32 protein-coding genes are annotated in these 25,313 nt (G+C 67.5%); 20 read left to right on the top strand and 12 right to left on the bottom strand.

Translation table 11 applies throughout. The features are described 5' to 3' along the window. Positions 1 to 14: 14 nt before the first annotated feature. Positions 15 to 1,367, bottom strand: coding sequence for a dihydrolipoamide acetyltransferase family protein (locus tag ML539_RS15410; protein ID WP_279341535.1), 1,353 nt, complete (start codon positions 1,365 to 1,367; stop codon positions 15 to 17). Positions 1,368 to 1,376: 9 nt separating this feature from the next. Further along, the gene (gatA, locus tag ML539_RS06685) at positions 1,377 to 2,837 is read right to left on the bottom strand and encodes an Asp-tRNA(Asn)/Glu-tRNA(Gln) amidotransferase subunit GatA (protein ID WP_243321895.1); all 1,461 of its coding nucleotides are present in this window, start codon (positions 2,835 to 2,837) and stop codon (positions 1,377 to 1,379) included. Between the two features lie 212 nt (positions 2,838 to 3,049). Between gatA and ML539_RS06680 the strand changes: the two genes are divergently transcribed. The 7 genes from ML539_RS06680 to pilQ all read left to right on the top strand — a co-directional run bounded on the left by ML539_RS06680 (position 3,050) and on the right by pilQ (position 9,443). Next, positions 3,050 to 3,784, top strand: coding sequence for a J domain-containing protein (locus tag ML539_RS06680; RefSeq protein WP_243321894.1), 735 nt, complete (start codon positions 3,050 to 3,052; stop codon positions 3,782 to 3,784). 2 nt (positions 3,785 to 3,786) lie between these two features. Next, the gene (locus ML539_RS06675) at positions 3,787 to 4,554 is read left to right on the top strand and encodes a Stp1/IreP family PP2C-type Ser/Thr phosphatase (protein WP_243321893.1); all 768 of its coding nucleotides are present in this window, start codon (positions 3,787 to 3,789) and stop codon (positions 4,552 to 4,554) included. Positions 4,555 to 4,621: 67 nt separating this feature from the next. After that, a complete protein-coding gene (gene pilM / locus ML539_RS06670) occupies positions 4,622 to 5,716 on the top strand; it encodes a type IV pilus assembly protein PilM (RefSeq protein WP_347710741.1) in 1,095 nt (364 codons plus the stop codon). After that, positions 5,713 to 6,312 carry a PilN domain-containing protein gene (locus tag ML539_RS06665; protein ID WP_243321892.1) on the top strand — a complete coding sequence of 200 codons (600 nt, stop codon included), beginning with the start codon at positions 5,713 to 5,715 and terminating at the stop codon, positions 6,310 to 6,312. The genes pilM and ML539_RS06665 overlap by 4 nt, the downstream gene beginning before the upstream one ends. 8 nt (positions 6,313 to 6,320) lie before the next feature. Then, positions 6,321 to 6,932, top strand: a complete 612-nt coding sequence (gene pilO, locus ML539_RS06660) for a type 4a pilus biogenesis protein PilO (RefSeq protein ID WP_243314920.1) — start codon at positions 6,321 to 6,323, stop codon at positions 6,930 to 6,932. A gap of 10 nt (positions 6,933 to 6,942) precedes the next feature. After that, the gene (locus ML539_RS06655) at positions 6,943 to 7,404 is read left to right on the top strand and encodes a pilus assembly protein PilP (RefSeq protein ID WP_243321891.1); all 462 of its coding nucleotides are present in this window, start codon (positions 6,943 to 6,945) and stop codon (positions 7,402 to 7,404) included. Beyond that, positions 7,401 to 9,443, top strand: coding sequence for a type IV pilus secretin PilQ (gene pilQ / locus ML539_RS06650; RefSeq protein ID WP_243321888.1), 2,043 nt, complete (start codon positions 7,401 to 7,403; stop codon positions 9,441 to 9,443). The genes ML539_RS06655 and pilQ overlap by 4 nt, the downstream gene beginning before the upstream one ends. A gap of 62 nt (positions 9,444 to 9,505) precedes the next feature. Here the strand turns inward: pilQ and ML539_RS06645 are convergent, their stop codons facing one another. The 4 genes from ML539_RS06645 to ML539_RS06630 are packed head-to-tail and all read right to left on the bottom strand — an operon-like array spanning position 9,506 to position 11,770. Continuing rightward, positions 9,506 to 9,706, bottom strand: coding sequence for a hypothetical protein (locus ML539_RS06645; RefSeq protein WP_243293399.1), 201 nt, complete (start codon positions 9,704 to 9,706; stop codon positions 9,506 to 9,508). Positions 9,707 to 9,732: 26 nt separating this feature from the next. Next, positions 9,733 to 9,885 (bottom strand): hypothetical protein, encoded by a 153-nt coding sequence (locus ML539_RS06640; protein ID WP_243321886.1) that lies wholly within the window; start codon positions 9,883 to 9,885, stop codon positions 9,733 to 9,735. Further along, positions 9,882 to 10,751: a 3-hydroxyacyl-CoA dehydrogenase family protein gene (locus ML539_RS06635; protein ID WP_243321884.1), complete on the bottom strand. Its 870-nt coding sequence runs from the start codon at positions 10,749 to 10,751 to the stop codon at positions 9,882 to 9,884. The genes ML539_RS06640 and ML539_RS06635 overlap by 4 nt, the downstream gene beginning before the upstream one ends. Beyond that, positions 10,748 to 11,770 carry an NAD(P)-binding domain-containing protein gene (locus ML539_RS06630; protein WP_243321875.1) on the bottom strand — a complete coding sequence of 341 codons (1,023 nt, stop codon included), beginning with the start codon at positions 11,768 to 11,770 and terminating at the stop codon, positions 10,748 to 10,750. The genes ML539_RS06635 and ML539_RS06630 overlap by 4 nt, the downstream gene beginning before the upstream one ends. 87 nt (positions 11,771 to 11,857) lie before the next feature. On the opposite strand from ML539_RS06630, the gene ML539_RS06625 reads away from it, so the two are divergent. The 8 genes from ML539_RS06625 (at position 11,858) to ML539_RS06590 (ending at position 17,409) form a co-directional block, all read left to right on the top strand. Further along, positions 11,858 to 12,778: a protein phosphatase 2C domain-containing protein gene (locus ML539_RS06625; RefSeq protein ID WP_243321874.1), complete on the top strand. Its 921-nt coding sequence runs from the start codon at positions 11,858 to 11,860 to the stop codon at positions 12,776 to 12,778. Next, positions 12,775 to 13,386: a recombination-associated protein RdgC gene (rdgC, locus tag ML539_RS06620; RefSeq protein ID WP_243321873.1), complete on the top strand. Its 612-nt coding sequence runs from the start codon at positions 12,775 to 12,777 to the stop codon at positions 13,384 to 13,386. Before ML539_RS06625 ends, rdgC begins: the two co-directional genes overlap by 4 nt. Continuing rightward, positions 13,387 to 13,935 carry a hypothetical protein gene (locus ML539_RS06615; RefSeq protein ID WP_243321870.1) on the top strand — a complete coding sequence of 183 codons (549 nt, stop codon included), beginning with the start codon at positions 13,387 to 13,389 and terminating at the stop codon, positions 13,933 to 13,935. An 8-nt stretch (positions 13,936 to 13,943) separates the two neighbouring features. After that, a complete protein-coding gene (locus tag ML539_RS06610; protein WP_243321868.1) occupies positions 13,944 to 15,638 on the top strand; it encodes an N-acetylmuramoyl-L-alanine amidase in 1,695 nt (564 codons plus the stop codon). A 73-nt stretch (positions 15,639 to 15,711) separates the two neighbouring features. Further along, positions 15,712 to 16,137: a hypothetical protein gene (locus ML539_RS06605; RefSeq protein ID WP_243321866.1), complete on the top strand. Its 426-nt coding sequence runs from the start codon at positions 15,712 to 15,714 to the stop codon at positions 16,135 to 16,137. A 75-nt stretch (positions 16,138 to 16,212) separates the two neighbouring features. After that, positions 16,213 to 16,710 (top strand): 5-(carboxyamino)imidazole ribonucleotide mutase, encoded by a 498-nt coding sequence (purE, locus tag ML539_RS06600; RefSeq protein ID WP_243321864.1) that lies wholly within the window; start codon positions 16,213 to 16,215, stop codon positions 16,708 to 16,710. 1 nt (position 16,711) lies between these two features. Then, positions 16,712 to 17,197, top strand: a complete 486-nt coding sequence (locus ML539_RS06595) for a MogA/MoaB family molybdenum cofactor biosynthesis protein (RefSeq protein WP_243321862.1) — start codon at positions 16,712 to 16,714, stop codon at positions 17,195 to 17,197. Next, positions 17,194 to 17,409: a hypothetical protein gene (locus ML539_RS06590; protein WP_243321860.1), complete on the top strand. Its 216-nt coding sequence runs from the start codon at positions 17,194 to 17,196 to the stop codon at positions 17,407 to 17,409. Before ML539_RS06595 ends, ML539_RS06590 begins: the two co-directional genes overlap by 4 nt. Here the strand turns inward: ML539_RS06590 and ML539_RS06585 are convergent, their stop codons facing one another. Next, positions 17,410 to 18,144: a hypothetical protein gene (locus tag ML539_RS06585; protein WP_243321858.1), complete on the bottom strand. Its 735-nt coding sequence runs from the start codon at positions 18,142 to 18,144 to the stop codon at positions 17,410 to 17,412. It abuts the gene before it with no gap. 54 nt (positions 18,145 to 18,198) lie between these two features. Here ML539_RS06585 and ML539_RS06580 point away from each other — a divergent pair, with 54 nt between their 5' ends. From ML539_RS06580 to ML539_RS06560, 5 genes are all read left to right on the top strand, one after another. After that, positions 18,199 to 18,711: a YqgE/AlgH family protein gene (locus ML539_RS06580; RefSeq protein ID WP_243321857.1), complete on the top strand. Its 513-nt coding sequence runs from the start codon at positions 18,199 to 18,201 to the stop codon at positions 18,709 to 18,711. Between the two features lie 196 nt (positions 18,712 to 18,907). Beyond that, complete coding sequence (locus tag ML539_RS06575; protein ID WP_243321855.1) at positions 18,908 to 20,239, top strand: ammonium transporter; 1,332 nt, start codon at positions 18,908 to 18,910, stop codon at positions 20,237 to 20,239. 19 nt (positions 20,240 to 20,258) lie between these two features. Further along, positions 20,259 to 20,600, top strand: a complete 342-nt coding sequence (locus ML539_RS06570; RefSeq protein ID WP_243288214.1) for a P-II family nitrogen regulator — start codon at positions 20,259 to 20,261, stop codon at positions 20,598 to 20,600. Positions 20,601 to 20,628: 28 nt separating this feature from the next. After that, complete coding sequence (locus ML539_RS06565) at positions 20,629 to 22,038, top strand: deoxyribodipyrimidine photo-lyase (RefSeq protein WP_243321853.1); 1,410 nt, start codon at positions 20,629 to 20,631, stop codon at positions 22,036 to 22,038. Between the two features lie 59 nt (positions 22,039 to 22,097). Next, on the top strand, positions 22,098 to 22,379 hold the full coding sequence (locus ML539_RS06560) for a 2Fe-2S iron-sulfur cluster-binding protein (RefSeq protein WP_243321851.1): 282 nt from the start codon (positions 22,098 to 22,100) through the stop codon (positions 22,377 to 22,379). Positions 22,380 to 22,689: 310 nt separating this feature from the next. Here ML539_RS06560 and ML539_RS06555 read toward each other — a convergent pair whose 3' ends face one another. From ML539_RS06555 to ML539_RS15405, 5 genes are read right to left on the bottom strand one after another with little or no spacing between them, the layout of a single operon-like run. Further along, positions 22,690 to 22,812, bottom strand: a complete 123-nt coding sequence (locus ML539_RS06555; protein ID WP_279341533.1) for a hypothetical protein — start codon at positions 22,810 to 22,812, stop codon at positions 22,690 to 22,692. A gap of 51 nt (positions 22,813 to 22,863) precedes the next feature. After that, complete coding sequence (recR, locus tag ML539_RS06550; RefSeq protein WP_243321849.1) at positions 22,864 to 23,460, bottom strand: recombination mediator RecR; 597 nt, start codon at positions 23,458 to 23,460, stop codon at positions 22,864 to 22,866. Positions 23,461 to 23,464: 4 nt separating this feature from the next. Then, positions 23,465 to 23,767, bottom strand: coding sequence for a YbaB/EbfC family nucleoid-associated protein (locus tag ML539_RS06545; RefSeq protein WP_243288218.1), 303 nt, complete (start codon positions 23,765 to 23,767; stop codon positions 23,465 to 23,467). A gap of 1 nt (position 23,768) precedes the next feature. Further along, complete coding sequence (locus tag ML539_RS06540) at positions 23,769 to 24,287, bottom strand: DUF2062 domain-containing protein (protein ID WP_243321847.1); 519 nt, start codon at positions 24,285 to 24,287, stop codon at positions 23,769 to 23,771. Further along, positions 24,284 to 25,201 (bottom strand): AIR synthase related protein, encoded by a 918-nt coding sequence (locus tag ML539_RS15405; protein ID WP_279341532.1) that lies wholly within the window; start codon positions 25,199 to 25,201, stop codon positions 24,284 to 24,286. Before ML539_RS15405 ends, ML539_RS06540 begins: the two co-directional genes overlap by 4 nt. Between the last annotated feature and the right edge of the window lie 112 nt (positions 25,202 to 25,313).

The following is a 25,313-nucleotide window of genomic DNA, read 5'->3' as shown; positions in this document are numbered from 1 at the left end:
GCTCGAGGAAGGATCTACTCCAACCCGAAGGTGGAGTTCTCCAGCTCCTTCTTTACAAACGCCATGAAGAGGTCGCCCATGGCGCCATCGATGATCCGATGGTCGAAGCCGAGGCTGCTGAACATCACCTGGCGGATGGCGATGAAGTCGGTGCCGTCGGGGCCTGTGATGACCACGGGGCGCTTCACGATGGCGCCCACGCCCTGGATGGCCACTTGGGGCTGGTTGATGACGGGCAGGCCGAAGGTGTCGCCGTAGACCCCGGGGTTGGTGATGGTGAAGGTGCCGCCGCTGATCTCGTCCGGCTTGAGCTGCTTGCCGCGGGCGCGCTCCGCCAGGTCGTTGAGGCTGCGGGCCAGGCCGCCGAGGTTCATCATGTCGGCGTTCTTCACCACGGGCACGATGAGGCCCCAGTCGAGGCTCACGGCGATGCCGAGGTTGATGTCCTGCTTGTAGACGATGTTGTCGCCGTCCACGGAGGCGTTGACGATGGGATAGGCGCGGAGCGCCTTGCAGGCCGCCATCATCACGAAGGGCATGAAGCTCAGCTTCGTGCCGAACTGGGCCTCGAAGGCCTTCTTGTGCTTGTTGCGCAGCTGGGCCACGTGGGTCATGTCGATCTCGAAGACCGTGTAGACGTGGGCCGAGGTGCGGCGGCTGGCCACCATGTTGTCGGCGATGATCTTCCGCATGCGGCTCATGGGCTCCACCTTCACGCGCTCGCCCGGGGCGAAGGCGGGCATGGCGGGGGCAGGGGCGATGGACATGCTGGGCGCCAGGCCCATGGTCGGCGCAGAGGGATCATGCACGGCGGGCAGGGCCGGGGCGATGGAGGGGGCCGGGGTGGAGGGGGTGGTGGCAGGGCCCTTGGCCAGGTAGGCTTCAAGGTCCTCCTTGGTGACGCGGCCGGCCTGGCCGCTTCCTGAGACCCTGGCGAGGTCGACGCCGTGCTGCTTGGCCATCTCGCGCACGAGGGGGCTGCTCTTGGTGCGAAGGCGGCCTTCCAGGCTGTTGTCATCCTCCTCGGCCAGCGGGGCGGGGGGCGCGGCGACAGGGGCTTGAGCCGCGGCGGGCGCGGCCGCGGCGGGCGCGCCCGCGACGGGCGCGGCTGCGCCCGAGGGCTTCTCCGAGGCATCGCCGATGCGGGCCACCACGGTGCCGACCGGAACGGTGGCGTTGACTTCTACGAGGATCTCCAGCAGTGTGCCGGCGGCGGGGGCGGGAATCTCCGCGTCCACCTTGTCGGTGCTGATCTCGTAGAGGGTCTCGTCCTTGGCAATCACATCGCCGGCCTTCTTGTGCCACTTCAGCACGGTGGCTTCCGCAATGCTCTCGCCCATCTGGGGCATGACGACATCAAAGGCCATGGTTCGCTCCTATGCGGACAGGGTCGGGGTTTCGAGGTGGTGGCGGGTCAGGGACTGGAAGGCGTGGGCCGCCTCCAGCAGGCGGACATCCGAAAGGGCCGGCCCGATGAGTTGGATGCCGGCCGGAAGGCCGCCGGAGAAGCCCGCCGGCATGGACAGGCAGGGAAGTCCCGCCAGGGCGGTGGGTACCGTGAAGACATCGGCCAGATACATGGACATGGGGTCGTCCGTCTTGTCGCCGAAGGGGAACGCGGTGCCCGGGCTGACGGGGGAGGCCAGGATATCGGCCTCGACGAAGGCGGCATGGAAATCGGCGGCGATGAGGGCCCTCGCCTTGAGGGCCTTCATGTAGAAGGCGTCATAGTAACCCTTCGATAGGCAGAAGGTCCCCAGGAGGATCCGGCGCTTGACTTCATCTCCCAGGCCCGTGTCCCGGGTTCGGGCGATCATCTCCGGCAGGCCGCCCTCGGCTGAGGGTTCCCGGAGGCCGTATCGCACGCCATCGAACCGGCTGAGGTTGCTGGAGACTTCGCTGGTGCAGAGCAGGTAGTAGGTATCGATGGCGTAGCGGGTATGGGGGAGGTCCACCTCCACCAGCTTTGCGCCCTGGCTTTCGAAGACTTGGAGGGCGGCGTCGAGGAGGGTCCGGACGCCTGGTTCCAAGCCACCCGCGAAGTACTCCCTCGGAAGGCCGATGCGGAGGCCTTTCAGGTCCAGCGGACGGAGGTTGGCCAGGCGCTCCACACCCGGCAGGTCCATCGACGTGCTGTCCAGGGGATCGACGCCGGCCATGACGCTGAAGGCCAAAGCCAGGTCCGCGGCGGTGGTGGCGATGGGTCCCACCTGATCCAGACTGGAGGCCATGGCCGTGAGTCCGTAGCGGCTGAGGACGCCATAGGTGGGCCGCAGGGCCGTCGCGTTGCAGAAGCTGGCGGGCAGGCGCACCGACCCCCCCGTGTCGCTGCCCAGAGCCAGGGGCGCGTATCCGGCGGCCACGGCCACGACGGAGCCGCTGCTGCTGCCGCCGGGCACCCGGGAGGTGTCCCAGGGGTTCCGGGCGGAGGCGAAGGCGCTGTATTCGCCGCTGGAGCCCATGGCGAACTCGTCCAGATTGGCCTTGGCGATGGGAACCGCCCCCGCCTGGATCAACCGGCGAACCACGGTGGCGTCGTAGGGGGCCACGTAGCCTTCGAGCACCCTGGAGCCGCAGGTCATGGGGAGCCCGGACCAGTGGAGGTTGTCCTTGAGGATGATCGGAAGCCCCAGAACCGGGGTCCGCTCCCCGGATCGAATCCGTCGGTCGGCCTCCCGGGCCAATGCGATGCTGCGCGGCTCGTCGACGGCCAGGACGGCGTGGAGGGTGCCGTCCAGGTCCCGGATGCGATCGAAGGCGGCAAGCACCAGGCTTTCGGAGGACAGGTCGCCGGCATCCAGGCCTTCGCGCCAATCCATTGCCTTGCCCGACGCCATGCGCGCTCCCGTGGAACCTTCTACTGTGCCATCACGCTGGAGCTTCTTCCAGTCTGGACGGGCCTGGCCACCACCGCATTCTGGTGAGATTCCGCCATGTTTCGTGGTCCAAAAGCCTGCACGCGGGATGGAAATAGGCTACCATCCTCTGCTCAAGCCCTGTTCTTCCATCCCCATGCGATGCGCTGGCGCAGGGTGCCCTGTGGACCCCCATGAATCCTTTCGATGTGCTGGAAATCCCTCCCGAGGCCTCTCCCGAGGACATCAAAGCCGCGTACCACCGGCTGGCCAAGCAGTGGCACCCTGACCGGTACACCGGCGCCGCCAAGGTGGAGGCCGAAGCGAGGTTCCGGGATCTGGCGGAGGCCTTCAGCATCCTGAAGGATCCAGGGAAACGCCTCGCCGCGATGCAGCAGCTGCCCAGGACTCCGGTGGCGGCCTCCACGCCATCCGGGAAGGAAAAGGATGCCGAGGCGGCACCGGAGCGGACCGCCGAGGATTGGGCGACGCTGGCAAAGGAGGCTTTTGATGCTGGCCGGGTCGATCAGGCGCAGGCCCTCATCCAGTACGCGATCCGGATGGATGCCAAGAAGCCGCAGTACCACGCGTTGCTGGCCACCATCCTGGAGCAGAGCGGCGGCGACCTCCGCACCGTGGTGAAGGCGCTGGAGGCTGCGGTCCTGTTGGCCCCGCGGGATGTGGACAGCCACCTCCGTCTGGCCACCCACTTCCAGACGCTGGGGATGGTGGCCCGTGCGCAGCGCCACCTCCAGACCGCCCGCGAGATCGCCCCAAACCATCCGAAACTGCGGCAGACCACCCCGAGGGGCGGGAAGGGGGCTCCTGGAGCCGTGGGCCAGAAGGGGAAGGTCCAACCCCCGGTTGGCCAACCGGGCCTTGTGGATCAACTGAAGGACCTCTGGGGCCGATTGACGGGAAAGGGTTGACCATGAGGATCCACGCCGCGGGCAAGACCGATGTCGGTTGTGTCCGGAAGCACAACGAAGACAGCTACCTGGCCGACGCGGACCTGGGGCTTTTCGTTGTGGCGGACGGGCTCGGCGGACATGCCGCTGGTGAGGTGGCCAGCCAGATCGTCGTGGATACCGTGGCCAAGTTCGTGGGCGACACCCGGGAGAAGGACCGGACGTGGCCCATGGAGTACGATCCCAACCTCTCCTACGATGGGAACCGGCTCAGGGCGGCGCTGCTTCTGTCGGATCGCGCAATCGCCGAAGATATCCGCCGCAACCCCGAGCGGGAGACCATGGGTTCCACCGTGGTGGCGGGTTTGCTTCATGACTCGCAGGTGACCCTGGCCCACGTGGGGGACAGCCGGGCCTACCTACTGGGCCCCGACGGCATCCGGCAGGTGACGCGGGACCACAGCTGGGTGGCTGAGCAGGTGGCAAGCGGCATCCTGACGCCTTCCGAAGCCCGGGTTCACCCCTTCCGGAACGTCATCACCCAAGCGCTGGGCAACGGGGGGGACCTGGATATTGAAGTCCAGAACCTGGAGCTGGGCAAAACGGAGCGACTTTTGCTTTGCTCTGATGGCCTGTCAGGAATGATCGGCGATAGACAGATCTGGGACATCGTGACGCAGTCCTCGAACCTTCAAGAGGCTGTGGAATCACTTGTTCTGGCTGCCCGAGAGCAGGGTGGCGAGGACAATATCACGGCCATTCTGGTCGGCCTTGGCCCTGAATTGACCTGACGCAAAAATAGTTAACCTTGACCTAACCCATTCCAGCGCTACCATCTCCAATACCTATATTCTCCAAGTGAGGCATCCGGTGGGTCTCTTCGGAAGCAAACCCAAAAGTCTTGTTGGCTTGGATATCGGATCCAGCTCAGTGAAAGTCTGCGAGCTCCAGCAGATTGGAAAGGGTGGCCAATCGCGCTACCGCCTCCAGAAGCTGGGCAGGGTCGCCCTTCCTCCCGATGCCATCGTGGACGGCGACATCATGGATAGTAATGCCGTGGCCTCTGCTATCCGCCAAGTCATGGCGGAACAGAAAATCAAAGCCAAGGATGTGGCCATCTCCGTGTCAGGTCAGCAGGTGATGGTCAAAAAAGTGACATTCCCGCTCATGAGCCAGGCGGAATTGGCGGAATCCGTCCGTTGGGAAGCTGAGAGCTTCTTCCCGGCCGGCCAAGGTTTGGATTCCTACGCCCTGGATTACTACCTCATCGAGGAGCGGGCGGCGGACGGCAACATGGATGTGGTGTTGGTGGCTTGCCGCAAGGACAAGCTGGAAGCCTACGTCAGCTGCGTGGCCCAGGCCGGGTACAGCCCCAAGGTGGTGGACGTCGATGTGTTCGCCATCCAGAACACCTATGAAGCCAACACCATGGGAGGTGGCCGGGACGAGGTCGTCGCCCTGGTCAACCTGGGCGCCACCTTCACCAACCTCACCATGATGGTGGGAGGCAAATCGGTGTTCTGGCGTGACATGGCCTGGGGCAGCAGCCGCTACTCCGAGAAGCTCATGGAGGACTGGGGTGTGACTCGGGAGGGGGCCGAACGGTTGAAGCGCAACCAGGCCGCCGAAGGGCACCAGCCGGACGAGGTCCAGCCGTCGATCAATGCCGTATCCGACGCCTTCGCGGATGAACTTAGCCGGACCCTCGATTTCTTCAAGAGCAGCTTCAAGGTGGACCGCCTCGATCGCGTGCTCGTCAGCGGGGGCGGCTCCATGATCCACGGACTGATGGATGTGCTGGGCGACCGGCTGCGGGTTTCCGTGGACCGCTTCAATCCCTTCCAGCTCGTTGAGATCGATGGTCGGACCGAGGATCCCATGACGGTTCGCGAGATCGGCGGCGGCGCCACCGTCGTGGTCGGGCTGGCCTTGCGCCAAGTGGGGGACCGATGATCAAGATCAACCTGCTGGGTGACGCTCTGGCTCAGGCCGGGGGAAAGAAGGGGGCCAGCAAGGCGGCCGCCGAACCCGTCCAGGTCTACACGGGTGAAGGCGGAAGCCGCTCGAGCCTGCCGATCGCCGGTGTGGTGGTGGGCCTGGCGATCGCGGCCTGCGGCGGCGTCTACTACGTCTGGCTGAACAGCCTCCTCACCAAGGCCGAGAAGCAGAAGGCCGACCTGGAGCGCGACAAGAAGCAGTACGAGCCCTACATCGCCCTGGAGAAGACCTTCCGCGAGAAGAAGGCCGCCCTCCAGAAGAAGGAAGAGGTGATGACCACACTTAAGCGGCAGCAGTCGCTCCCGGTGCACCTCATGGAGGAGCTCGCGAACAGCCTGCCGGACGACGTGTGGTTCAAGAAGGTCAGCCAGAAGGGGGCCCTCATCACCATCGAGGGCCAAGGGCGGAATTTCGAGGCCATCAATGCCTTCTACGGCAACCTCCAGTCCCGCACCCGCTGGTTCAAGAAGATCAACTATCCGAGCGCGAAGCGCGGGACCACGGGCTCCTTCGACTTCACGATCTCCTTCGAACTCCAGAACGCTGTCTGAGGTAGGCCATGAATCCCCAGCTTCAGAAACAGATCGGCGTCGGCGCGGTGGCGGGCATCGTCGTAGCCGGCTTGGTCTACTTCCTGCTCGGCGGGAAGCGGAGCGAGCTGGAAACGGTCCAGACCGAGGTGAAGACCCTCCAGGCAGAGGTGGACAAGGGCCGGCTCCTCAAGGCCAGCTATGAGAAGCTGCGCGACGAGGTTGCCAAGCAGGACAAGCGCATCGAAGAGCTGATCAAGATCATGCCCTCCGAAGCTGACTATGGCGAGATCCCCTACCGCATCAAGAAGCTCGCGGATGACGCCGGCATCGACCAGGTCTCCTTTGCCCTCAAGCCCGAACGGCGCGACACCTACTACACGGAAAAGCCCGTGGAGTTTGAGTTCCGGGTGGGATACCACACCTTCGGCCAGTTCACCTCGCTGGTTTCCGGGTACGACAAGATCATCAACGTCTCGAACATCGAGTTCACCCGCAAGGCTGACAAGGGCAGCGTCTATCCGGCCACGGTGAAGTGCACCGTCAGCGCCTTCATCTATAACCCTGAACCTGCCGCAGCTGCCCCCGCCAAGAAACCCGCCCCGGCGCCAGCCGCCAAGGGCCGGGCCAAGGAGGATTGAGGAACTCGCCATGATCCATCGACTCCTACTCCTCCCCTTGCTCGCCGGCCTCACGCTGGCCGCTCAGACCGGCCCAGCGGCCAAGCCCGCCGAGGCTCCCGCCGCTGCGACGACGGCACCCGAAGCACCCGCCCAGGACGTGGCCGTCATCAAGATCACGCCCTACAAACCCGCCATTCAGCGGGATCCCTTCTCCACCCCCCGGGATGACCGTCCCGCCGATGCGCTCGACCTCATCGACGATATCTCCGTCAAGGGCATGATCCGAAAAGACGGCAAGAATTTTGCCATTGTCTCCGACAGCCGCGGAACCGTCCGCTGGCTGCCAGCCGGCCACCGGTTCAAGGATGGCGAAATTGCCAGCATCACCGACAAGGCCGTGACGTTCCGTCAATGGGACGTGAACACCACCAACCGTTCTGTATTCCGCACCATCACGAAGACGTTCAAGCGTGAGGAGGGTAAACGATGAATGCTCGCCTGAGTTCCTTGCTGGTCGCAGGGGGCGTGGTCCTGGCGGGGATCCACACGGGGTCCCTCCATGCCTCGCCGACCGTGGAAACCGCTGCCGCGAAGGCTGTGCTGGCCGGAGCAACCCTGGAACCCGCCGGCGCGGGGGCCAAGGTCCTGCTCCGAATCCCTGGCATGGCGGGACAGCCCGCCATCCAGGTGCTCTCCAGCCCCCTCCGGGTGGTCCTGGATCTTCCGGGTGTCGAGCGGGGGACCGCCGTCACCAAGAAGGACTTGGCCCTGCTGACCCACCCGCTGGTCCAGAAGGCCCGCCTCGGTCAGTTCTCGATGGCACCCAAGCCGGTGACCCGGCTGGTGCTCGAGGTGGCTCCGGGCACCCAGGTGGTGGTGGGCAGCAATCCCGAAGGGGTCCAGCTGATGCTGAATCCAGGCGCGGGTCCCGTCCAGGCTCATCTTGAGGGCATCTACCGCCCTGAGGCTCTGCCGCTTCCGGCGGTCGTCAAGGCTTCGGCTCCCACAGTCGTTGCCTCCGCCCCGGTGACCTCGCTCAATCCTGGAACATCTCCTGCCGCCCCCAAGGCCTTGGCCAGCCTCCCGGCGATGGGAAGTTCCTTCCAGCTTCTGCCTCAGCTGGCCGCCTCCACCGCCCTTCCGGTGGCGAGTCCTGAAGCCGTGCAGCTGCCCGAAGCCGAGAAAGCCCAGCCCCCTGCTCACAACCGATACGCTGGCCGCACCCTCGGCGAGACCACCACCAAGTACACCGGCGCCAAGATCACCATCGACCTCCAGAACACGGATATCCGGGACTTCCTCCGCATCCTCGCGGACACCGGCAAGCTGAACCTGGTGATGGACCCGGACGTGCAGGGCAACTACGGGTTCAAGTTCAACGAGACCCCCTGGGACCAGGTCCTCGACGTGGTCCTCAAGAACGCCAGCCTGGGCAAGGAAATCCAGAACGGCGTCCTGCGCGTCGCCAAGATCGAGAAACTCCAGAAGGAGGAAGAGGAACGCAAGCGGCTGGAGGAGACGAAAGCCCTGGCGGGGGAGCTCCAGACCATCACCCGTCCCCTCTCCTACGCGAAGGTGAGCGATGTCCAGAAGATCCTCAAGGAGATGATGACCAAGCGTGGCTCGGCCATCCTGGACGACCGCACGAATACCCTCATCATCACGGACCTGCCTTCCCGCATTCCCGTCATCTCCGAACTGCTGGACACCCTGGATGTCCAAATCCAGCAGGTGCAGATCGAGGCCCGCGTGGTGGAAGCCAACAAGGACTGGCAGCGCCAGTTCGGCGTGAAGTGGCCCCAGGCCAACAGTGCCGCCGCTTCCATCACGGGTGGCACTGGGACCAGCGGCACCCCCTGGGTCGGTTCCCAGGCCCCCTTCTGGAACGGCATCCAGGGGTACAATCGCACGGCTTCAGGCCAGCACGCCTCCGTGGCCTGGTCCCCGGGAATGCCTGGCGTTACGTCCATCGCCGCTCCCGCTGGCGAGCTCTGGCTCTCCTTCCTCAGCAACCGTCTGAGCATCAATGCCGTCCTGCAGGCCCTGGAATCCGAAGGCACCCTGAAGATCGTGTCGTCACCCAAGGTTGTGACTCAGAACAACAAGAAGGCCACCATCCTCAGCGGCGAGAAGATCCCCTATCCCACCCAGCAGGGTGGGGCGCAGGGAGGCGCGATCACCGTGGCGTTCATCGACGCTAACCTTCAACTTGATGTCACCCCCCAGATCACCAACGAGGGCACCATCATCATGGACATCAAGCTGGAGAAGGCCGAGGCCGATTTCAGCCGCACCGTGAACGGCACCCCCACCATTCTCCGCAAGGCCCTGGAAACCCAGATGCTCGTGCGGGATGGCGGCACTGCGGTGCTGGGTGGCGTCTACATCACCAACCACAGCAGCGGTCGGACGGGCGTTCCCTTCCTGTCGAAGATTCCCCTCCTGGGCTTCCTCTTCCGCCGGGACACCAAGGCCGAGTCGAACAGCGAGCTGCTGATCTTCATCACGCCGCGGGTGCTGCGCCAGTAGCCCGGCGCCACCCAAAAGGAAACGGCCCCGATCGGGGCCGTTTCCTTTTGAGTGGAATGGGACTACTTCGTGATGGGGAGGGTGCGGACGAGGCGCTTGCAGCTGTTGCAGAGGATGGTGAAGTTGTCCGCCTGCTCGAAGTGGTACTTGAACCCGGGATCCTCGGAGACCTTCTCCAGGCGGCCGAAGTGGTATTCGGCGATGCGCACGCTTTGGGGGGCGGTCAGATCGGCGCCGCAGTGGGTGCAGGAGATGGCGGCCATGCTTGCTCCTCGGGAAGGCTGGAGATTCAGGAATGGAACAGTTTCCAGAGCCCCCAGCTTAGCAGAGCCAGCGCGGCCAGGCCCACGAAGACCCGCAGCAGCACCTTGCCGATCCGATATGCGACGTAGATCACGAACAGGAGGACCAGGCCTCCGACCACGATGATGGTGGGGCTCACAGGCGCCTCCCGTCTGGGTCCCAGATGTAGAAACCCTTCCCCGCTTTCCGTCCGGTCTCTCCTCGGGCCACCAGCTGCCGAAGCAGGGCTGGTGGTTCGAAACGGGCATCTCCAGAACCCTGGAAGAGCCCCTCTGCGATCCGCAGGCGCAGATCCAAGCCCACGCGGTCCGACAGTTCCAGGGGCCCCGTGGGGTGGCCATAGCCCAGGGTCATGAGCGCATCCAGGTCATCCGCGGAGGCCACGCCGGCATCCAGCAGCCGAATGGCCTCCAACCCCTGGGCCAGGGCCATGCGGGCCGCAGCGAATCCGGGTTGGTCCCTCACGACCACCACCCGCTTGCGTAGAACCAGGCCGAGGGTCTGGGCGCGGGCCAGCAGATCCGGCGTGGTCCCGGGAGGCACCGTGACTTCCACCACCGCCATGCGGGGCACGGGCAGGAAGAGGTGGAAGCCCAGGAGACGCCCGGGGATCTGTGCGGCCTCTGCCAGGCCCGCGATGGGCAGAGCCGAGGTGCCAGACAACATCAGCAGGTTTGCGGCGCCCCAGCGGGCGGCCTCGGCCAGGGCCGGAGCTTTCACGGCGGGATCTTCGGGTAGGGCCTCCAGGAAGATGCTCACGTCCTCCATGGCCTTCGGCCCAAAAGAGGCCACCTGGATCCTGGTCCGGGCCTGCCCATGGACCTCGGGCGACAGGGTGCCTCTCTCCAGGGCCAGCTTCCAGCGTCGTTCCACCTCTTCCAGTCCGTGGCGGGCATGCGCCAGATCCCTACCCAGAAGCCGCACGTCCAGCCCGCACTCGGCCGCCCACTGGGCCGCAGACAGCCCGAGGGCCCCCGGGCCGAGGATGGCGAGGCAGCCGGTCAAAGCCCGGCCTCGGATCCCGGAATCCGGCATTCCAGGTGCCCCTGGCAGAGCCCCTCCCAGACTACGGCCCGGCCGGTATTGAAGGCTTTCACGATGGAGCCTTTCCCGCCCGCCACCAGGTCGCCCGCCAGAAAGAGCCCATGGACGGTGGAGTGGTACCGGTGGTCCACCTGGGGGTGCCTGCCGTCCAGTTCCACCCCGGCCTGGCGCAGGAATCCTTCCGGTGTGGCGCCGCCCAGGGCGTAGACCACCCGGTGGAATCGGGCCATCCGTCCGTCCTTGAAGAGAACCTCGACTCGCGGGGTTTCCCCAGTGTCCCTGAGTGAGGTGATGTCCGCGTTCCGCCAGACCGCAGCCTGGCGCGAGGCCTCCAGTTCCTGGAGAATCCGGCGGTTCACCTCGTTGGCCTTGGTGAACTCCACCCCTCGGTAGGCCAGGGTCACGGAATGCCCCGCATAGAGGTATTCCACGTACTCCAGCGCCGTGTTGCCGCCTCCCACCACCAGCACGCGCTCCCCCTCGGGAATCGCCTCGGTGAGGTCGAAGCGGACGTGGCCCTTGAGGCTGGCCGGAATGGGGTAGTCCGGTTTGTTGGGCCGGCCGAACACGCCGATGGCGATGACCACGGTCTTAGCCCGGTAGAGGGCCCCTTGCGCATCCGCGGCCTCGAACCCGCCTCCCTCCAGCGGGGTGATGCGGCTGACTTCCGTCTGGCTGCGGATCTCCAGGCCGTGCTGGCGCACGAAGTCGTCCAGGGTCGCCAGCACGGTCTCCCGGGTGCCGTCGACGATGCAGACCGCGCCTTCGCAATCCACGTCCTGGCCCAGGTAGACCTTGTCCACCCGTTTCCCGGGGGTGTAGAGCTTCTCGATGGAAAAGCTGTGGCTGGGCCCCTTTTCCAGCAGCAGCAGGCGCTGGATGCCTGCCCGGCGCGCCTCCACGGCGGTGGCGATGCCCGCGGGGCCGGCCCCGACGATCAACAAGTCCAGAAGATCCGTTTCCGCGGGGCCTTCAGCCATTAGATTCGCTCCTCCACCCGCTATGATGAACGGAAAGGGCCCTCCGTACCTCCTCGAACCCGCCGCTCGCCAGGGTTGTCATTCCTCATGCTCATCGATTTCGCCGCGATCACCCATCCGGGCAAAGTCCGGAGGAACAACGAAGATGCCTACCTGCTGAGCGCGTTGGATGGCGAAGAGCCCATCATCAATGCGCCCGCCAGCTCGCTGAAGGTGGGCGAGCCGGGCCTGCTGGTGGCTGTTGCGGACGGCATGGGCGGAGCTGCCGCCGGCGAGGTCGCCAGCCGGGAGGGGTTGGCGGCGATCTCCCTCTACTTGTTCGGTCATTGGGGGCGGCTTGCGCCGGGCCAGGGCCGCGAGGCTGACCTGGTCAAGGCGCTGGAAGCCGCGGTTCGGGAGGCCAGTGATGCCGTCCTGCGCTACTCCGATGACGACCGCTCGGCCCGGGGCATGGGCTCCACGCTCACGGCCGCGGTCATCTGGGGCGGCTGTGCCTACGTGGCCCAGATCGGAGATTCCAGGGCCTATCTGCTGCGCCAGGGCGCGCTTCACCAGATCACGGAGGACCAGACCCTCGTGAACGACATGGTCGCCCAGGGCACCCTCACCCGGGAGCAGGCACGCACCCATCCCCAGCGCAACATGATCACCCAGGCCCTGGGCTCGCCCCAGCCGCTGAAGGTGGCCCTTTCCCGGCTCACCCTGCGCCGGGGGGACCGCCTCCTCTGCTGCTCCGACGGGCTCCACGGCGAGGTGGGCGACGGCCACATCCGGGAGGTGCTGGATCAGAGCCTCAGCCCCCGACGCAGCCTGGAGCTGCTGGTGGAAGAGGCCATCGCACGGGGCGGGCGTGACAACGTCACCGGCGTGGTCCTGGTCCTCAACGATCCCTCCCTTCCCCTGCCCGCGAGCGGGGAACCCCTGGACCTGCTGCGCCCGGACGCCCGGGATCATGCCAGCGGGTTCTGGGGCCGCCTGCGGGGTCTTTTCGGAGGCGGCGCCTCATGAGCATGCTGCAAGGGACCGTGTCCCTCAAACGCTTCCTGGTACTGGGCCCGGTGCCCGATCCCAAGGACCTCCAGGCAGGACTGGAGCAGGACCAGTTCCGCCCCTTCCAGGATGGCTCGGAAGAGGAGCGCATCGGCTGGTGCGACTGGCGCAACCCGCTCATCACCCCGCCTGACGAGAACTGGGTCAGCCAAGAGCGCTTCGCCGTCTTCGGCCTCCGCATCGATACGCGCCGGGTGCCGTCCACGCTGCTGAAGGCTCATGTGGAGCTCCGCCTGCAGACCATCCAGAAGGAGAAGGACCTGGCCTTCATCGGCAAGGAAGCCCGCATCTCCCTGCAGGACGAGGTGAAGGCCGAGCTGCTGCGCAAGGTCCTTCCCACGCCCAAGGTGGTCGAGGTGGCCTGGGACCTGAAGGGCGGGATCCTCTGGACCACGGCCTCCTCCAGCAAAGCCCAGGGCGCGCTCACGAGCCTCTTCATCAAGTCCTTCGGATGCGAGGTCCATCCACTGGCGCCCCTGGTGCTGGCCGGACGGCTGTGCCCCGAACTGCCCGTGGAGGGCCTGATGGCCCTGGATCCGCTGGATCTCGAAGTCGAGGAGGCCTAGGTGAAGCCGCTTGAACTGATGGAGCAGGGCCGCTTTCTCGGCGAAGAGTTCCTGCTCTGGTTGTGGATGAAGAGCATGACCGAAGGCGGCGCCAGCGGAGAAGACGGCGACGGCTCCGGCTGCTTCGTGGACGATGCCATCCAGCTGGCCTCCGAGCGCGGCGAGGTTAAGGAAATCAGTCTCCGCAAGGGAAACCCCTCGGAATGCCGCGAAGCCTTCGAGGCGCTCGGCCGAGGCATGCGCCCCGCGAAGATGAAGCTGCGCATCCTCTCCGGCGACCTGGAGTGGGTGTTCACCCTCAACGCCGCCACCCTGGACATGGGTACGCTCAAGCTGCCGCCCAGCACCGGTAAGGCCCCCCACGAGCGGCTCCACGACCGCCTCTTCCTGCTGGAGGAGGGCGCCGGCCACCTGGAGCGCCGCCTGGCGATCTTCCTCCGCGCCCGGTCCGAGGATCCCGAGGGCCTCCAGGAATCCTTCCGCGCCTGGGTGCGGGCCGGACGCACCGGCGAGGCGCTGCCCACGGGCGAGGCCCCGTGGGAGGCCTGAGCCTCCGCATGCCGGCAGGCCTGAGCCTCCGCATGCCGGCAGGCCTGAGGCGCGCGACGGTCCTGCTCCTGCCCGCCATGATCGCCGTGGCGCAGGAACCCGCGCCGGTGCTAGCGCAGGCCCGCACGCCCGAAGGCCGGCCCATCCTCCTGCGCCTCCAGTTCCGCAAGAGCCTCAGCGTCGAAGGGAAGGCCCTGCCGAAGGCCTTCCTGGCAAAGGGCGTGGATCCCGGCGGCTGGGTGGCCTTCGAGGGGCTGAGCCCCCAGGGCAAGCGCTGGGCCCTGTCGGCGCTGTTCCCGGACGACCAGTGGCGGCAGGAGGAGGTGCGGCACACTGTCCGCCACCCCGAGGTGGAATCCGTCTGGACCATGGCGGCGCTCTTCACGGGGCACGGCCAGAATTACGATCGGCTCATGGCTGAAAATCCCGACCTGCCGGAAAAGCTGCGGGAAGGCGACATCTGGCGCATCCCCCGCAACCTGCTGTCGGCAGACCTCGGCGGCGCGGGCCGCGGGCCCGACCGGTCCCAGCCCGAGGACGAGCTGGACGACGAGGCCCGCGTAGCGGCCTATCGCGCGCTGCTCTCCTTCGGCGAGGACGCCCGGGGCAAGTACGCCGCCTATCGCATGCGCAAGGGCGAGGCACTGTATTCGAGCGTGGTCATCCGCTACACGGACCGGGTGGATCCCAAGGGCGTGAACGAGCTGGCGGACCTCATCGCCCGCCGCAGCGGCATCGCCGACGTGCGCGGCATTCAGCCCGGCCAGCTCGTCAAGATCCCCGTGGCCTACTTGGCGGATCCCTTCCAGTCCGAGGGCAGCTCGGGCTTGGCGGAAGAGCGCGAGGTCCGCGCCGAGGTCCGCCGCACGGCGCGCGTGGAAGCCGGTCCCAAGCTCAAGGGCGTGCGGATCATCCTGGACGCCGGCCACGGCGGTGTGGACCCAGGCGCCCGGGCCAACGGCCTGTGGGAATCGGACTTCGTCTACGACATCACCATGCGGGTGCGCCGGCTCCTGGAGGAGGAAACCGAGGCCCAGGTGAGCAGCACCATCCGCTATCCAGGTCTGGGATTCAAGAGCCGCGAATCGATCCGCACGCCCAGTCGCGCCGCGGAGATCCTCACCAGCCCGCCCTTCGCCGTGGACGGTGAGAGCCCTTCGGCGGTGAGCGTCCACCTGCGCTGGGTGCTGGCCAACGACCTCTTCGCGGCCTTCCGGAAGACTCGGGGCGATGCCCAGAAGACGCTGTTCCTCAGCTTCCACGCCGACAGCCTGCACCCCTCGGCGCGAGGCTCGATGATCTACGTACCCGGGGCCGCCCTGGTGCCGTCGACCTTCGCCCTGGGCGGCGCCAAGACCGGCCGCGTGGCCGAGGCGCGGCGTTCGAGCCGCGTGGCCTTCACGGGCCGGGAGAAGCTTCAGGGCGAGGCCCGGTCCCGCCAGTTCTCGGAAGCGTTGCTGACGGCCCTCCAGAAGGACAGCATCCCCGTCCACGCCAACCGCCCCATCCGCAACGTCATCCACCGCGGCGGCGGCAAGTGGATCCCCGCCGTCATCCGCTACAGCACCGGTGCCACCAAGGCCCTCATCGAAGTGGCCAACCTCACCAACGAGGAGGACGCCGCCAACCTGCGCGATCCCGGCTTCCGCGAGCGCTACGCCGTGGCCGTGGTGAACGCGATCCGGGCGTACTTCCGGAAGTAGTCTAGGGAGGACCGCGCCAAGGTGCCCTTTGCGCCGGTGGGAAAAGACTCAAAATGGGGGGCGGGAGAGTCGGATGCGCGTTCTCGTGGTGATACTGCTCCTCCTGGCCGGCCTCGGCTGTAGAAAGCCAGGGGTTGTGGCGGCGCCGCGGGCGCGGCTCATCGTGCGGTTCCTGGACCGCGACGCGGTGCTGGACCTTGCCACGGTGCCGGCCGAAGGCTCCTGGCGCGTGATGAACGCGGGGCAGTGGGAGCCCCTGGACGTGCGCTGGAAGGCCGGCGCCCAGGGCGCCGCCCCGCGCATCGGCGCCGCCGTGGTGGGCCGCACGGCCCCCGACTGGGTGCTGCTGGAGGATCCCGCTCAGGACACCCACCGCGTCGTCATGCGCGGCCCCAGTCCCGAAGAGCTTCGCGAGCGGAACCAGCGCATGGACTCCGATGACCAGGAAGCCCTGGCCTTCCTGGGCGTCCTCTGGGCGCTGGGGTGGTCGAGGTGGTAGGACACGGTCTCAGGCTCCGCTAGAATGGCCCTTCCCAAGGCGGCCCTCCTGGCCCCTGGTGATTGAGAGGCGACCATGACGACGACTCCCCTGGTGGGCATCCTGATGGGCTCCAAGAACGACTGGGAGACCATGCAGCACACGGCCCTGACGCTCAAGGCGCTGGGGATCCCCTTCGAGGCCCATGTGGCCAGCGCGCACCGCACGCCGGAGAAGGTGGTCGAGTTCTGTAAGGGCGCCGAGGGCCGGGGCATGAAGGTAATCATCGCGGCGGCGGGCGGGGCGGCGCACCTGGCGGGCGTCTGCGCCAGCAAGACCCACCTGCCGGTGCTTGGCGTGCCCATGAAGGGCTGGGCCACGGAGGGCATGGATGCGCTGCTCTCCACAGTGCAGATGCCCTCGGGCATTCCCGTCGGCACCCTCGCCATCGGCAAGGCCGGGGCCATCAACGCCGCGCTGCTGGCCGCCTCCATCCTCTCCCTCACGGATGCTGGCATTCGCGACCGCTACCTGGCCTACCGGAAGGCGCAGACCGAAAAGGCCCTGGCCGACGACGATCTCGTGATGCCCTGACATGGACCGCGTCCACCTCATCACCCTGTCGGACCGCGCCTCGCGCGGGGAGTACCAGGACCAGTCGACGCCTCTGCTGACGTCCTGGCTCCAGGGGCAGGGGGTGAAGGCGGTGACCTCCTCGCTGATGCCGGACGATCCCGCGGCCCTGGAGACGGATCTCCGGGCCGCGGTCGCCGCCGGCACGCCTCTGGTGCTGACCTGCGGTGGGACGGGCTTCGGGCCCCGGGACACCACACCCGAGGCCACGCGTCGTGTGATGGAGCGCGAGGCACCGGGCATCTGCGAACTGATCCGCGCCAAGGGCGGGCATCCCTTGGCCTTCGCCAGCCGCGCCGTCTGCGGCATCGCGGGACGGACAGTGATCCTCAACCTCTCCGGCCGCCCCGCGGCGGCCCTGGAGCAGATCCAGCTGGCCTGGCCCCTCCTTCTGCATGCCGTCTCCGTGCTGCGGAAGGAAGGATCCGCCGGAGGGCCCTGCACGTGAAGGTCTGGGCCCGCATCAACCACGTGGGCTGGGTGCACCTCTGGCGCACCCGCGAGGCCTTCGAGGAGGCCGAGCCCTCGGCCCACTTCCTCCACGGCAAGACGGACCCGCGCTGGGCGGAAGCCCCTCTCACCTCCGCACAGCGGCGGGCCCTGGAGGCTGGCGACCTGGTCGAGATCGAGGATCCGGGCTTCTTCGACGACGAGGAATGATCAGGCCGCAGGCGTGGCCACCGTGGATTCAAGCCGGTGGTATAGCGCCAGCAGGGAGCAGCTGAGCCAGAGGTTCATGGCGCCGCCCAGCAGGTTGAAGATCCAGAAGGCCGGATGTTTCAGGCGAAGCAGCGCACCGGGGCCCAGGTCGGGGTCCGTGGGCGGCAGCAGGCGATCGAGGGCCCAGCCCGCGACGATCTGGTAGAGCAGGGCCACCAGGAGCAGGGCGAGCACCGCCTGGACGACCCGAGGCCAATTCCGCGCCATGGCGGCCTGGCTCCAGCGCAGGGCGGCCGGCACTGAATCCCCGCGGAGCAGCATCCGCAGGGGCGCCCAGCCGAAGAGGGTGAGGATGAGGATGCCGGGCAGCAGGAAGCACAGCAGGCCCAGACCGATGGCCACGCTCAAGCCGAGACGGAGCAGAAAGGTGCGCAGCCAGCGGCCTTCGAAGGCGTCGTGCCAGGCTGCGACGGGATTGGCCGGGTGGTTGCGGAGCTCCGCATCCAGTTGCGCAGTCAGCCTGGGAATGAAGTACATCTCCAACGGCAACAGGCCCGCCAGACCGAAGAGGGCCTGGACCGGCAGGCTGGGACCGGCTCCGGCCGCCAGTTCCAGGGCCGGCCCCAGCTGGGAGAGACTCATGGCCAGCAACGCCAGCCCCAGGAAGAGCAGGGGATGGCGGCGCAGCAGGGCGAGGCCTTCGCCCAGGGCGCCGAGGTGGGATGGTGCAGGCATACGCATCCCTCCAGGCTATCCGGGCGCGCCCCGTGGGCTATCATTCTCGGCATCATGACGCCTGAAGCCCCCTGCCTCCTGGTGGCCAGCCCTTCCCTCCTGGACCCCAACTTCCTGCACACGGTGGTGCTGGTGGTGGAACACGACGAGGAAGGCGCGCTGGGGATCATCCTCAACCGGCCCCTGCCCCTCGCGCTGGCCCAGGTCGGCGAGGAGGGCGGCCTGGAGTATGAAGGTTCCGAAGACGCCACGGCCTGGCGCGGCGGCCCCGTGGACCCCCAGCGGGGCATCCTCCTGGTGCAGGGCGGCCTGCCGGCGGATGAGGACACGGTGGTGGACCTCACCCATTTCGTGAGCCACCGCAAGGATCTGCTGGAGTCCCTGCTGGCGGATTCATCGGCCCGCTACCGCCTCTTCCTGGGCTACGCCGGGTGGAGCCCGGGGCAGCTCGATCATGAACTGGAAGTGGGCGCGTGGACGCGACGTCCCATCGTCTCCGAATGGCTCATGCATCCGGATCCCACGGGGCTCTGGCAGGTGGCCCTGGCCAGCGGTGCCAACGGCTAGGGGGGGTGAGGGGGACTGAGCGGGGCTGGGCAGGGACCGAGCGGGATCGCTTCCGGCCGCGGCTCCCGGAGCCGGGTTATACGTGTATCAATTATTTTAATGATTGACCATCAATCCATAAAATGGATTGATTCAAAGGTAGACTTTCCATCTTCAATTTCACCGGCAGGCCCACTTCGCTTCCCCGGAGGAACCGATGAGCTGGACGCGATCCCTTCGTTTCGCCGCCATCCTGGGCGTGGGCCTGGGCGCGGGGCTCCCCTTGGCCGCCGGGACCGCCCCGGTGAACGACACGGGAACCACGGCGTGGATGCTGACCTCCACCACCTTGGTGCTGCTGATGGTGCCGGGGCTGGCCATGTTCTACGGTGGGCTGGTCCGCACCAAGAACGTGCTGGGGACGATGATGCATTCGTTCTCGGCCATGGCCGTGGTGGGCGTGCTCTGGACGGTGGTGGGCTACGCGCTGAGCTTCGGACCGAACGCCCTCGGCGGCCTGGTGGGCTGGAGCCGGGACCTGGTGCTCCTGCGGGGCATCGACCACACCATCCTGCCGGCCGGCGTCCCCGAGTACGCCTTCGCCATGTTCCAGGGCAAGTTCGCCATCATCACGCCGGCCCTGATCGCCGGGGCTGTGGCCGAGCGCATCTCCTTCAGGGGCTGGGTGGCCTTCATCACGCTCTGGGTGCTCCTTGTTTACTGCCCGCTCTGCCACTGGGTGTGGGCCTCCGACGGCTACTTCTTCAACCTCGGCGCCAAGGGAGCCATCGACTTCGCCGGCGGTACGGTGGTGCACATCTCCTCGGGCGTGGCGGGCCTGGCCCTGGCCCTGTTCCTGGGGGCCCGCCACGGCTATCCGAAGACCGCCATGGCGCCGAACAACTTGACCTTCACCCTCATCGGCGCGGGACTGCTGTGGGTGGGCTGGTTCGGCTTCAACGCGGGCTCGTCCATCGCCTCGAACCTGGAGACCGCCCGGGCCCTCACGGTCACCCAGGTGGCCGCGGCCGCGGGCGCACTCACCTGGGTACTCATCGAGATCATCCGTGAGGACAAGCCCACCAGCCTGGGCATGGCCTCGGGCATCCTGGCGGGCCTGGTGGTCATCACCCCGGCCGCGGGCGTGGTCCAGGTGGGCGGTGCCATCGCGCTCGGCGCCATCGCCTCCTGCACCTGCTACGGCATGATCATGCTGAAGAACCGGCTGGGCTACGACGACTCCCTGGACGCCTTCGGCATCCACGGCACCGGCGGCATCGTCGGTGCCCTGGGCCTCACCTTCTTCATCCGGGGCTCCTGGTGGGCCGAGGCCGCGGCCAAGCACCCCGGCTGGGGCCTGCTCTCCCAGCTGAAGGTCCAGGCCTTTGCGGTGGCAACCACCATCGTGTTCTCGGTGGTGATGACACTGCTCATCGCCTGGCTGGTGGAGAAGGTGGTCGGTTTCCGCGTGGCCGAGGGCGTGGAGAAGACTGGCCTCGACCACGAGATCCATGGCGAGCGCGCCTATGGCCTGAACAACCTCAACTAGGCTGAACCAGGAGGCTTTGATGAAGCTCATCACCGCCATCATCCCCGAGGAGAAGCTCGACGAGGTCCGCGAGGCCCTCATCGAGGCCGAGATCGAGCGCATCACCGTCTCCCGGGTCAGCGGCCATGGCCGGCAGCAGGAGATCATGGTCCAGCGCGGCAAGAAGATCGTGCCCAACCTGATCCCCAAGGTCCAGATCACCATCGCCTGCAACGACGAGTTCGAGGACATCACCGTGGACACCATCATCCGCACGGCCCGGCACGGGGCCGGCGCGGTGGGCGACGGCAAGATCTTCGTCCAGGACCTGAAGGAGTGCATCCGCATCCGCACCGGGGAGCGGGGCGGCCAGGCCATCTGATTTTCGCGTTCCCGGCTAGGCTTTCTGCATGCGCAGCATCGTCTGGTTCCGGGGCAAGGACCTCCGCGTGGCGGACCACGGGCCGCTCTGCGAAGCCGCCGCCGCGGGCGAGGTGATCCCGCTCTTCGTGCTGGATCCCTTCTTCTTTGCATCGGAGCGGGTCCGGGGCCTGCCTCACCGCATGCAGTTCCTGCTGGCGTCGCTGGTGTCCCTGGAGGCCAACCTGGCCCACCTTGGATCGCGCCTGCTGGTGGTACCGGGTCGCAGCGTGGAGGTGGTGCCCCGCCTGGCTGCGGCCTGGAAAGCCGACCAGGTGCTGGCCCACCGCTGGGTGGAGCCCTTCGCGCGGGAGCGCGACCGCCGGGTGGGCGAAGCCCTGGCCCGCGCGGACATCGCCTTCCGCTTGTTCGAGGGCGAAACGCTGCTGCCGCCGGGCTCGGTGCGGAACGGGCAGGGCGGCATGTTCCGGGTGTTCACGCCCTTCGCCCGGGCCTGCGGGGCGAAGCTGGATCTGGAACCGGCGCTGCCGGCCCCGCGGTCGCTCCCGCCGGTTCCCGCGAACATCCGGGCCGACACGGTGCCGATTCCTTCGCCTCAGGCGCTGGGGCTCGTACCCAATCCCCGCCTCCAGGTTGGTGGGGAGCGGGCGGCCCACCAGCGCCTGAAAGCCTTCCTGGAAGCGGCTCTGGCGGACTACGGGGTGGGCCGGAACCGCATGGACCTGCCCGGCACCTCTCGGCTCAGCGCCGATCTGAAGTTCGGCACCCTGTCCGTGCGTGCGCTCTGGCAGGCCGTGGCGGCAGCCGGAGCAGAGGAGTCCGGGCGCCGCTACCTCAACGAGCTGCTCTGGCGTGAGTTCAGCCACCACCTGCTGTGGGAGTGGCCGGAGGTGCTGGAGCGCCCGTTCCGTCGCGGGTTCGAGGGCTTCCCCTGGCGCGAGGACGCAGCCGCCTGGGAGGCCTGGACGGAGGGCCGCACGGGCTATCCGGTGGTGGACGCCGCAGCCCGGCAGCTGAAGGCCGAAGGCTTTGTCCACAACCGCGCCCGCATGGTGGCCGCCAGCTTCCTGACCAAGCACCTGCTGCTCGACTACCGGCGCGGCGAGGCCCACTACCTGAAGTGGCTCACCGACGGCGACTGGGCGGCCAACAACGCCGGCTGGCAGTGGTGCGCCGGCTGCGGCTGCGACGCCCAGCCCTGGTTCCGCGTCTTCAACCCCACCTCGCAGGGGCTGAAGTTCGATCCCGAGGGCCGCTATGTCAGGCGCTGGGTGCCGGAGCTGGCCGACTGCCCCACCGCCTTCATCCACGAGCCCTGGAAGGCCCCCCAGGCGATTCGTCAGCGGCTCGCCTACCCAGAGCCCATCGTGGACCACGCCTTCGCGCGGGAGCGGTTCCTGGCCACTGCGAAAGGCCACCTGGGCCCAGGGGCGCCCTGATAGAGTGGAGGCAGCGGTTCGCCGCTATCCCTTCTGCTTTATTGACTTATGGGTATTGCATGCACACGATTCGATTCGACGGCAAGAAACCCGGCAGCGCCGAGTGCGAGCAGGAGACCGCGCTTCTCGCGGCCAGCGCCCGGGCCGGCGTGCCCCTGAACCACCGCTGCGGCGGCCACGCCCGTTGCGGCACCTGCGTCGTCACCGTGGTCGAGGGCGCGGACCACCTGAGCGAGAAGGGCAACGCCGAGACCCGCGTGCTCGAAGTCCTCAAGGCAGGCCCTGACCAGCGCCTCGCCTGCCAGGCCTGGGCCCGGGGCGATGTCTCTGTGAAGTACTGACCCGGATCGTTTTCGAAAAGCAGAACGCGAAGCGCGCCAAGACGCCCCCTGGGCGCGCGAAGAGCGCGAATGGGGCCTCGACCCATCCCGGACATCCCTTCGAGGGTGGCGGATGTGGGCGGCTTCGAGGGCCGCCTCGATCCGCCACCCTCGAAGCAGGTCGCGCTGCACGCGACCTGAGGCCGAAGGCCTGGGTGTCCTCCTCCGAGGCGGTCGGCTATCTTCGCGCCCTTTGCCAGGAGCGAAGCTCCACTTGGCGCTCTTCGCGTTCTTCCTTCGAAGGTTCTTCCTGCCCGTCAGGAAGGGAAGGCTACCCGATGGGCCGGCGCCCCTCCATGGCGCGGTCCAGGGTGAGCTCGTCGGCGTATTCGAGGTCGCTGCCGATGGAACGGGGCCCCCTCCGCGATCCGGCGGAGCCGGGGAGCGGGAGCACAGCGCGGGGCGCTGTGCGATCGGGGGGTAGTCCAAGGGGCACCATCGGACTTCAGAGGGGCCGGCGCCCCTCCATGGCGCGGTCCAGGGTGAGCTCGTCGGCGTATTCGAGGTCGCTGCCGATGGGGAGGCCCAGCCCGATGCGGGTGGTGCGGACGCCGATGGGCTCGAGGATGCGGGCCAGCCAGCTGGCGGTGGCCTCGCCGTCCACCGTGGGGTTGGTGGCCAGGATGATCTCCTGAATGGCCCCATCCTCCAGGCGCTTGAGCAGCTCCCGCACGCGCAGCTGGTCGGGGCCCACGCCGCGCAGGGGAGAGATGAGGCCGCCCAGCACGTGGTAGCGGCCCCGGAAGTGGCCGCTGCGCTCGAAGCTGAGCACGTTGGAGGCCTCGGCCACGATGACGAGGCTGGAGGAGTCGCGCCGCGGGTCCAGGCAGATGGGGCAGGTGGGCTGGTCCGTGAAGGCGCCGCAGACCTGGCAGAAGCCCACCTTGTCGGCGGCCTGCTGGAGCTGGTGCGCCAGGTGGGCCATGGCCTCGGGTCCTTCCTTGAGCAGGTGCAGGGCCATGCGTTGGGCGGACTTCGCCCCCACGCCCGGCAGCTTCTGGAGGCTCTCCACCACGGCCTCGAGGGGCGGCGGCAGCTTCACGGGATCAGAGCCCCAGGCCCGGGATGCCCAGGCCCGCGCCCATGCCGCCCATCTGCTTCTTCATGGCCTCGTCGACCTTGGCGGTGGCGTCGCGGAAGGCGGCCATGAGCAGGTCCTCCAGCATGGAGGGATCCTCGGGGTCCATGGCGTCCTTGGCGATGGAGAGGCCCACCAGCTCCTTGGAGCCGTTCAGCGTGACCTTCACCAGCTCGCCGCCGGCGGTGCCCTCGATGCGCAGGTTGGCCTGGGCCTCGGCAAGCTTCGCCTGCATCTGCTGGGCCTGTTTCATCAGGAAGCGCATGTCCATGTCAGTCTCCGGAAAGAGGGGTCGGTACCGGTTTCGGGCCGCGCAGGCGGTGCGCCAGCCGCAGCATCAGAAAATATCCCACGGGGATGGCCAGCGCGCTCAACACGAAACCGCCCAGTAGATACGGCAGAATGATGGGCTTGAGCATGGCGGCTGCCGCCTCGAAGCCCTCGCGGGTGGTGAAGCTCTGCCAGCCGAAGCTCTTCCAGTCCACGCCGCTGAGGTCGAGGTGCAGGCCGCGCCCCAGCAGCACGTTGCCGAACAGGGCCGAGCCCGTGGCCATGGGCACCATGGTCCAGGGGTTGTTGGTGAAGGCGCCCAGGAAGGCGAGGGGCCGGTGGAGTTTCTTCACCAGGGCGCAGAAGAGGACGACCAGCCCCGTGTGCGTGCCCAGCAGCGGATTCCAGGCGATGGCGAGGCCCAGAGCGAAGCTCCAGGCCAGGTGGTGCGGCTCCAGCTCGGGATCTGCCAGGAACCGCTTGGTTCGGGCCCAGATGTGCGTCTTGTCGTGGTGCGTCATGAAGATCCGAAGTGGTCGAAGCTGAGGTCGGGCAGGGGCTGGAGCGAATCTCCATCATAGGCCAGGAGGGGCGATTTCCCCCGCGGGAGGACTTCCCCCACGGGAATCAGTGGCAGTCCGAGGCGCTTCTCCAATTCCCGCTGAGGCAGGGCGGCACCGAAGCAGCGGGCGTAATCCTCGCCGCCGCGCAGCGCATCCTCGTCCAGGCCGGACTCCACGGCGATGCTGACTCCCGAGGCCTCCGCCAGGTTGCGGAGGTCCCGGCTGAGGCCATCCGACAGGTCCAGGCAGGCATGGATTTCGGGAATCTCCGCCAGGAGCGGGCCCAGGCCGAGGCGAGGGCGGGGCGCCAGGTGGGCCTCGAGGTCCGCGTCGGGCTTCGCCGGGTTCCAGCGCTGGCCCGTGTGGAGCTTGCGGAGGCCCCGCAGGCTGGCGCCGGGGCGCTGGTCCACGAAGATCCGGTCGCCAGGTCGCAGGCCGTCCCGGCGCAGCCAGCGGGTGGCGAAGCCGAAGGCCGTGAGACCCAGGCCCAGCCCCGCGGGCCGGCCCACGGTGTCGCCGCCCAGCACCTGGACTTCCGCTTCGCGGGAGGCCTCGGCCAGGCCCACCAGGAAGGTCTCCAACCAGTCCTCGTCGATCTCCTGGCCCAGGGCCAGCGTGAGGGTGTAGCCAAAGGGCCGGGCGCCAGAGGCATCCAGGTCGGAGAGATTGGCCATCAACAGCTTGCGGGCCAGAAGATCCGGGGGGTGCCAGTCCAGGCGGAAGTGCTGGCCGGACTCCATGAGGTCGGTGGTGACCAGCAAGGTCTGGCCCGGCGGGGTCGGGGGCAGGGCGCCGCAGTCGTCCATGAGCGTGCCGCCGCCGGGCAGCAGCTCCCGGATACGGGCAAGAATTCCCGTTTCCTTCAGGCGCATGGGCGGACCTCCGTCACAACTCCAGTCTCCCACGCCCCTGGAGGCCAGGCGATGCTTGGTCCAAGGCCCGCGCGATGCTAGGTTGATTGGGTTCGCCCCTGCCAGGGCCCCC

Source organism: Geothrix sp. SG200, assembly GCF_022808935.1.
Taxonomy (GTDB): Bacteria; Acidobacteriota; Holophagae; order Holophagales; family Holophagaceae; genus Geothrix; species Geothrix alkalitolerans.
Note: the sequence above shows the minus strand (reverse complement) of the source record. Positions and strands in the feature narration are given on the sequence as shown.